The following is a 6252-nucleotide window of genomic DNA, read 5'->3' as shown; positions in this document are numbered from 1 at the left end:
CCGCCTTGCAGCTCGACGCACCAGACCCCGCTCACCTGCGCCGACAAGGCACCACTGCTTCCCTCCGACTTGATCCGCCGGACAGGCCCTAGCCGAGTGGCACCCTCGTGGCCTGGGAAGACGTCTCGGCGCCGGTGATGTTTGAATGCCGGGGTGACTGATTTCGACGTACTGCGTGTCTTCTGCGGGCCCGGCGGTGGACATGGCAACGAGCTCGGTGTGGTGCGCGAGGGCTCGGTGATGCCGGATCGCGACGAACGACAGGCGTTCGCCGCGAAACTCGGGTTCAGCGAGACCGTGTTCGTCGACGACCCCGAGCGCGGGGTCGTCGACATCTACACACCGACGCTGCGGCTGCCGTTCGCCGGGCATCCGTGCGTCGGGGTGGGCTGGCTGCTCGACATCCCCGAACTGGTCACCCCCGCCGGGGTGGTGGGGGTGCGGCTGGACGGGGAGTTCAGCTGGATCGAGGCACGGGCGGAGTGGGCGCCGGGGCGTACGTTGCGCCAGTACGCGTCCGCCGACGAGGTCGACGCACTCGCCGTGCCGGCGTCGGGGGAGTGGGTGTACGCCTGGGCCTGGGAGGACGAGTCGGCCGGTCGGGTGCGCGCTCGTGGCTTCCCCGGCCGCGACGACGGGATCCCGGAGGACGAGGCCACGGGAGCGGCGGCCCTGCTGCTGACGGAACGCCTCGGGCGCGCGCTGAACATCGTCCAGGGCGCCGGCTCGCAGATCCTTACGGCGCCGCAGCCCGGGGGATGGGTCGAGGTGGGGGGCCGGGTGCGGTTGCTGCGGGGCTGACGGGCGCCGGGGATTCCCCATCGGCGGCCACTCAGCGGGGAGTTCTCTGGCCGCGAATGTCACAGCGAGCGATGTTCGCGGGGGCGCGCCGAGGGGGACGATGGCGGTTATGGCGCTGACGACGCGGTTCACGGAGTTGTTCGGTGTGCAGCACCCGATCGCGCTGGCGCCCATGGGCGGATCGGCCGGCGGTTCGCTGGCGGCGGCCGTTTCTCGCGGCGGTGGGCTCGGGATGCTGGGCTCCGCGAACGGGGACCCGGAGTGGCTGGCCCGCGAGCTGCCGCTCGTTGCGGAAGCCGCCGGGAAGCCGTGGGGCATCGGTTTCCTGACCTGGCAGATCGACATCGGCGCGATCGAGCGGGCGCTGGAGCACCAGCCCAGGGCAGTGATGTTGTCCTTCGGGGACCCGAGCCCGTTCGCTGAGCGCATCCGCGCGGCGGGCACGGTACTGATCCTTCAGGTGACCGATCTGGAGGAGGCCAAACGGGCGGTCGACCTGGGGGCCGATGTCATCGTGGCTCAGGGCACCGAAAGCGGTGGGCATGGGGCCCGGCAAGGGCGTTCCACCTTGCCGTTCGTGCCGGTCGTGGTGGATCTGGCGGCACCCGTGCCGGTACTGGCGGCCGGCGGGATCGCCGACGGCCGCGGTGTCGCGGCGGCCCTGGCGCTGGGCGCCGCGGGGGCGCTCGTCGGCACCCGCTTCCAAGCCACGACCGAGGCCCTGGTGGATCCCTCGACCGCCAAGGCGATCGTCGAGGGACATGGCGACGACACCGAGCGCAACAGGGTGCTCGACATCGCCCGAGGCTCCCGGTGGCCGTCGAAGTACACCGCTCGCACCCTTGGCCACCGCTACCTCGACCAGTGGCGGGGCAGGGAAGCCGAACTCGCAGCGGACCCCAGGGCCAGGCAGGACTACCAGCACGACGTGGCGCAGGGAAACATCCCCTCGCTGCCGATGTGGGCCGGCGAGGCCGTCGACCTGATCACCGACCTGCCCTCCGCAGCCGACCTTGTAGCCACCCTGGCCGCGCAGGCCGAAGAAGCACTCGACCGTGCCGGAAGACGCTGACCGGCGCTCGCCGCATGACACACGAACCCGTGTCCACCGTCACGGGTCAAGGAGCCAGTTGCCAAGTGCGGGGTCAGCGCGGCGTGCTCGGTTTCCCTCGCCCAGCTCTGTCGTGCCCAGCCGGGTGACGACCGAGGGGGAGATGGTGGCGTCGGCAGGTCTCTCGGACGCGGCGCGCGGGGCTGTTCACGACCCTTACGCCGGGCGGCGGTACGGAGGCGGCCGGCCGGCGCCGGCGGGGAGGACGTACGAACTTCTCGCCGACTCCCCTGGCCGGCTGCGACGGTACGCTGCCGGCACGAAAGCCCCGGTCAGGTCCGCTCCGACGTGGGCTTCCGCACGGCGTGGCTCACCGCGCGGGCCAGTTCCGGGCGGCTCAGGACGTCCGTGCTGTCGAGGAACTGGTCCACAGAGCCGACGGGCGGCAGATCGCGCAGGGCCGGGTCCGTGATACGGGCCGTGAGGGCCTTGGTGAAGCGGTCGGCGCGCAGGACCTGGAAGGGCCTGGAGTGGTACGAGCGGGTGGCGGGGTCGACCCGGTCCGTCAGGTTCAGCTGGTTGTGCAGGCCCGCGACCGTCTCGTACGCGTGCGCAAGACGCTGCTCGCGGGTGCGCCAGTCCGTGGCGGCGAGGGTGGCGGTGAGGTCGGGCGTGAGGCGGGGGCCCCAGGGGGTGCGGGCGAATGCGCTGCCGAGCCACTTGCTGTAGGGCGGATAGCGGCGGTCCATCAGGAGGCACAGGCGCATGAGGTCGCGCACGAGGCGGGCGGCGACCACGGCGGATCCGAGCTCGTCACCGACCTCGCCGCAGCGGCCGACGAAGGCTTCCTCCTGGGATATGCGCTGCCACTGGCAGGCCAGGACATGGAGCCAGACATCGTGCGGGTACCAGCGGAGGGTCGTCCGTAAGGGGATGAGCTCACCGAGGCCGTCGTGGAAGACGGCGCCGCCGGTGGCTTCGGCGAGGAGTTGGGTGGGGGTGGCGAGCCAGTCCGCCAGGGTGATGTCGGACGAGGGGGCGAAGCCGAGAACGTGGGTGAACCAGGCCAAGGAGTGGGTGACTTCGACGCGGTGGTGAACGGGGCGGTCGGTGGTCTGCATGACGCGGATGTCGCGGTCGCCGGTGGGGGCGAAGTTGGTGGGGTAGCCGTGGAAGGTCTTCGGGAGGTGCTCGGCGAGTACGTGTCTGATGCGTCCCGCGTGCCGGGAGACGTCCCGGCGGCGGAGGAAGAGCTGCAGGCGGGGGCCCCATTCATGGTCGGCGGAGCGTGGGGTGTCGAAGCCGAGCACCTCGGAGCCGCTGCCCAGGCGTGCTGCGGAGTGGGGGATTCCGGGGGCGGCTTCCTCCAGCAGGGGGCGTATCGCGTCGGTGTAGAAGCGGCGGGACAGTTCCAGGCCGGGGATGAAGGTCGGCATATTCGTGATGCTCATGCCAGGGAGCCGTGCCCATTTTGTGTCGGGGCATGCGAGGTATTTTCACATCGTTGCCGCGAGACTCTCGCCCGTCACCCGGTACGACGTCCAGTCACCAGGAGTGCGGTTCCGCCGAGAACGCCTCCAGCTCTGTTGCGGCAGACTCACGGGCTGGCGGCCCGATCCGAGGCCCTCGCATGTGCGAGCGCGGCCACCGACCGTGAGCCCGCCCCCTTACCTCAACGGCTCATCACTGGTTGCGGCGTCTCACGCAGCCGGGTGTGGTGGGGTCTATGCAGCCAGAGTCTCTCGCTTCGAACGGTGGTAGCTCAGGGCCGGCCGACCGGCCGCCGGTCGAGCGGTCGCACTGGGTGGCCTTCGCCGGGATCATGCTGATGCTGAGCGGTCTGTTCGACATCATCAACGGTTTCGTCGCCTTGCTGGACGACGGCTACTACTCCACGACCTTCGAACACGGTAACCGGCTCCTCATCTTCAACTATGACTTCTGGGGCTGGGTGTGGATCTTTGTAGGCATTGCACAGGTCCTGGCCAGTCTGGGCGTCTTCATGGGGTCGAGATTCGCGCGGATCAGCGGCATCGTGCTGGCCGGTGCCTGCATGGTCGGCCAGCTGATTTTGCTGTCCGCGTTCCCTCTCTGGTCCCTGGCCACCATGGCACTCTCCGTGCTCGTCATCTACGGGCTGGTCTCCGTACCTCGCCACCTTCCGGGCGAGCGGGTCTGAACCCGCCCGGTCAGGCCGACGCCTGAGAACAGGAGTTGGCGACGGGTTTGCCTCAGCCGATGACAGTCAGCTACGACGGCGAGTGTGCGCTCTGTGTGGTGCGCCCCCGACGGTTCGGCCGGCCCCCATCTGATGTGAGGCCGGTGCGGAGCCGAGGTGGGCATCGAAGTATCCGACTCCTGGACAGAGTTCGACGTCCGCGCTGTAGGTGATGTGGTGAACTGGTTGACCTCGCTGCCGGCGGTGGTGCTGGTTGTGGGCGGGCTCTTACTCGCCCTACTGGTCGCGGCCGTGGCGCGGGTCGGCGTCCGGGCGCTCGTACCGGTCGGGGAACGGGATCGGGTGCCGCAGATCGCCACGCCCCTGATGCCGACACTCGGCGCTGCCTTCGCGATCTTTGCGGCACTCTCACTGGCCAGCGAGGCCGGCTACCTGCGCGCGGCCGAGGACTTGGTGAGCGACGAGGCGGCCGCGGCCTCCCGCCTGGCATGGGCGGCGACAAGTCCGCGAGTCCATTCGGAGCCGATCCATGCGGCACTGCTCGACTACTTGCAGACGACGCGTGCCAGGGAGTGGGAGGGTGCAGCAGCGGCGTCCGGTGACGACCCGGCCACCGCTCGCGCGATCGCACGGCTGGAGCGGAGTGTGCGCGCCGAGGCGGCCCGGCCCGATGTGGGAACCCCGACAGGCACGGAGCTGGTGGTTGCCCTGGACGGTCTCACCAGTAGTCGTCGCGCCCGCGTTGCGGCTGCCTCGCGTGACGTTCCCGCGCTCTACGTCGTCACGCTTGTGGTCAGCGGACTGGCTTTGATCGTGAACTCCGGCGCACTGGTCTTCCGCAGTAGCCTGCGAACGTCGCTGCTCATCGTGGGTGTTGCGAGTGTGGTCGGGCTGAGCCTGGCGTTGCTCTTCGCACTCAGCGCGCCCTGGAGCGGACCGTTCATCGTCAGTGGGCATCCACTCGACGCCACCATCGGGGACCTGAAGTCCGGCTTCTTCGACGGCGGGCCGTAGACGGCGGGCGCGATCAGCACGCCCACAACTGATCACGGGCTGCCGTGACCTGCGACTGCGAGCGGGCGTCCGCCCCCAGCAGATGCCCTTCTCGCTTCGGATGCGGGCGCGAAAGAACCATGCCCGCCTACTTGCCCGGCTGCTGGCTGCTGGCTGCGGGGGGCATACCGACATTGACCGGGCACTGGAGCGACGCGGTCTTCGTACGGCTGCGGCGTCTCATGGGCCTACGCATGGAACTGCTGGTGCGGATGATCGCGGAAGTGGTGGCACTGCGCTATTACCGGGCCCTGCGCGATGGCACTGACGACTCGCTCACTGCAGATGTGGCGGGGCGGATCCTGTCCGACGAGCAGCGCCACGTCCCGTTCCACTGCGAGCGACTGCACACCTCCCTGGTGGAGCTGCCCCGACCGCGCAGGTCAACGATCAGTTCGCTGTCCGTCATCGCAGCAGACCACTGAATCCCGCGATGCGATCAACAATGTGCCCCAGGTGATCACGGGTAGATCTTCACGCGGTGGTATCTCCTGTCACCGTGACAGGAGATACCACCGCGTTCATTTTCAGGGCAGGAATTCGTAGACCGGGCCGTCAGGCGCGAGGTTGCGAGCACGCAACGTCACGTCCCTGCCCTTGAGGTAAGCCAGCAACCACTCACTGAACGTCATCTCGTAGAGAGTCCAGGCCGGACTGTCGAACTCCTGGACCACGACGCGCCAGGGCGACGAGGGGTTGTCGGGAATGCGAAGGAAAATCGCCTCGCCCGTCGTGGCCGATGCCACCGGCATCAGTTCCCCGGGGTTCGCCCCCGCCGGACTCGGTAGGAACTCCGCCATGTCCTCTTCGCGCCAGAGTTCGAGATCCCCCCTGATGTCTTCTCCCAGACTGTGCAACAGATGGCCGGCGGGGTGCGTCAGATACAACTGCCTGTTGATCTCGATCGAACCGTAGGCGTCCACGATCTCACGGAAGTCCGCCGGGAATTCGATACCGAGTTCCTGCTCCAGTTCGATCCATGGAGCCGGATCCGACCAGTTGAACCGGGGTTCGCCCAACAGGGCCGTGATCTCTGGAAGCGTTGCCACCACTAATTCCTTCTGGCACGTCGAGCGGATGCCTGTCCTGGAGTTGACCGCAGTGCAGGAGAAAGTCTCCTCGACCCCCGGGGGTCCGTACGAGCACGACCTGACCAGCCCCGCCACGA

At 68.7% G+C, this 6252-nt stretch carries 6 protein-coding genes and 1 pseudogene; 5 read left to right on the top strand and 2 right to left on the bottom strand.

Annotation, left to right across the window (positions count from 1 at the left end):
* Positions 1-153 precede the first annotated feature (153 nt).
* Both AB0D57_RS37235 and AB0D57_RS37230 read left to right on the top strand, forming a co-directional pair.
* On the top strand, positions 154-801 hold the full coding sequence (locus AB0D57_RS37235) for a PhzF family phenazine biosynthesis protein (RefSeq protein ID WP_362083859.1): 648 nt from the start codon (positions 154-156) through the stop codon (positions 799-801).
* A 109-nt stretch (positions 802-910) separates the two neighbouring features.
* The gene (locus tag AB0D57_RS37230; RefSeq protein WP_362083856.1) at positions 911-1873 is read left to right on the top strand and encodes a nitronate monooxygenase; all 963 of its coding nucleotides are present in this window, start codon (positions 911-913) and stop codon (positions 1871-1873) included.
* A gap of 311 nt (positions 1874-2184) precedes the next feature.
* On the opposite strand, the gene AB0D57_RS37225 is transcribed toward AB0D57_RS37230, so the two are convergent.
* Positions 2185-3303 (bottom strand): DUF4037 domain-containing protein, encoded by a 1119-nt coding sequence (locus tag AB0D57_RS37225; RefSeq protein WP_362083853.1) that lies wholly within the window; start codon positions 3301-3303, stop codon positions 2185-2187.
* A 275-nt stretch (positions 3304-3578) separates the two neighbouring features.
* Here AB0D57_RS37225 and AB0D57_RS37220 point away from each other — a divergent pair, with 275 nt between their 5' ends.
* The 3 genes and pseudogenes from AB0D57_RS37220 to AB0D57_RS37210 all read left to right on the top strand — a co-directional run.
* On the top strand, positions 3579-4031 hold the full coding sequence (locus tag AB0D57_RS37220; RefSeq protein ID WP_362083850.1) for a hypothetical protein: 453 nt from the start codon (positions 3579-3581) through the stop codon (positions 4029-4031).
* A 156-nt stretch (positions 4032-4187) separates the two neighbouring features.
* A complete protein-coding gene (locus AB0D57_RS37215) occupies positions 4188-5045 on the top strand; it encodes a hypothetical protein (protein WP_362083847.1) in 858 nt (285 codons plus the stop codon).
* Positions 5046-5157: 112 nt separating this feature from the next.
* Positions 5158-5458, top strand: a pseudogene (locus AB0D57_RS37210) (ferritin-like domain-containing protein); the annotation flags it as partial.
* A 153-nt stretch (positions 5459-5611) separates the two neighbouring features.
* Here AB0D57_RS37210 and AB0D57_RS37205 read toward each other — a convergent pair.
* On the bottom strand, positions 5612-6133 hold the full coding sequence (locus tag AB0D57_RS37205; RefSeq protein ID WP_362083844.1) for an SMI1/KNR4 family protein: 522 nt from the start codon (positions 6131-6133) through the stop codon (positions 5612-5614).
* Positions 6134-6252: the final 119 nt, after the last annotated feature.

This window comes from Streptomyces sp. NPDC048275 (assembly GCF_040652275.1).
Classification (GTDB): domain Bacteria; phylum Actinomycetota; class Actinomycetes; order Streptomycetales; family Streptomycetaceae; genus Streptomyces.
The sequence above is the reverse complement of the archived record's forward strand: the minus strand, read 5'-3'. Positions and strand labels throughout refer to the sequence as shown.

What these genes read in the sequence shown, in the direction of transcription:
- AB0D57_RS37220 (WP_362083850.1), top strand. Translation starts at nt 3,579, where the DNA reads ATGCAGCCAGAGTCTCTCGCTTCGAACGGTGGTAGCTCAGGGCCGGCC.
- AB0D57_RS37225 (WP_362083853.1), bottom strand. Translation starts at nt 3,303, where the DNA reads ATGAGCATCACGAATATGCCGACCTTCATCCCCGGCCTGGAACTGTCC.
- AB0D57_RS37230 (WP_362083856.1), top strand. Translation starts at nt 911, where the DNA reads ATGGCGCTGACGACGCGGTTCACGGAGTTGTTCGGTGTGCAGCACCCG.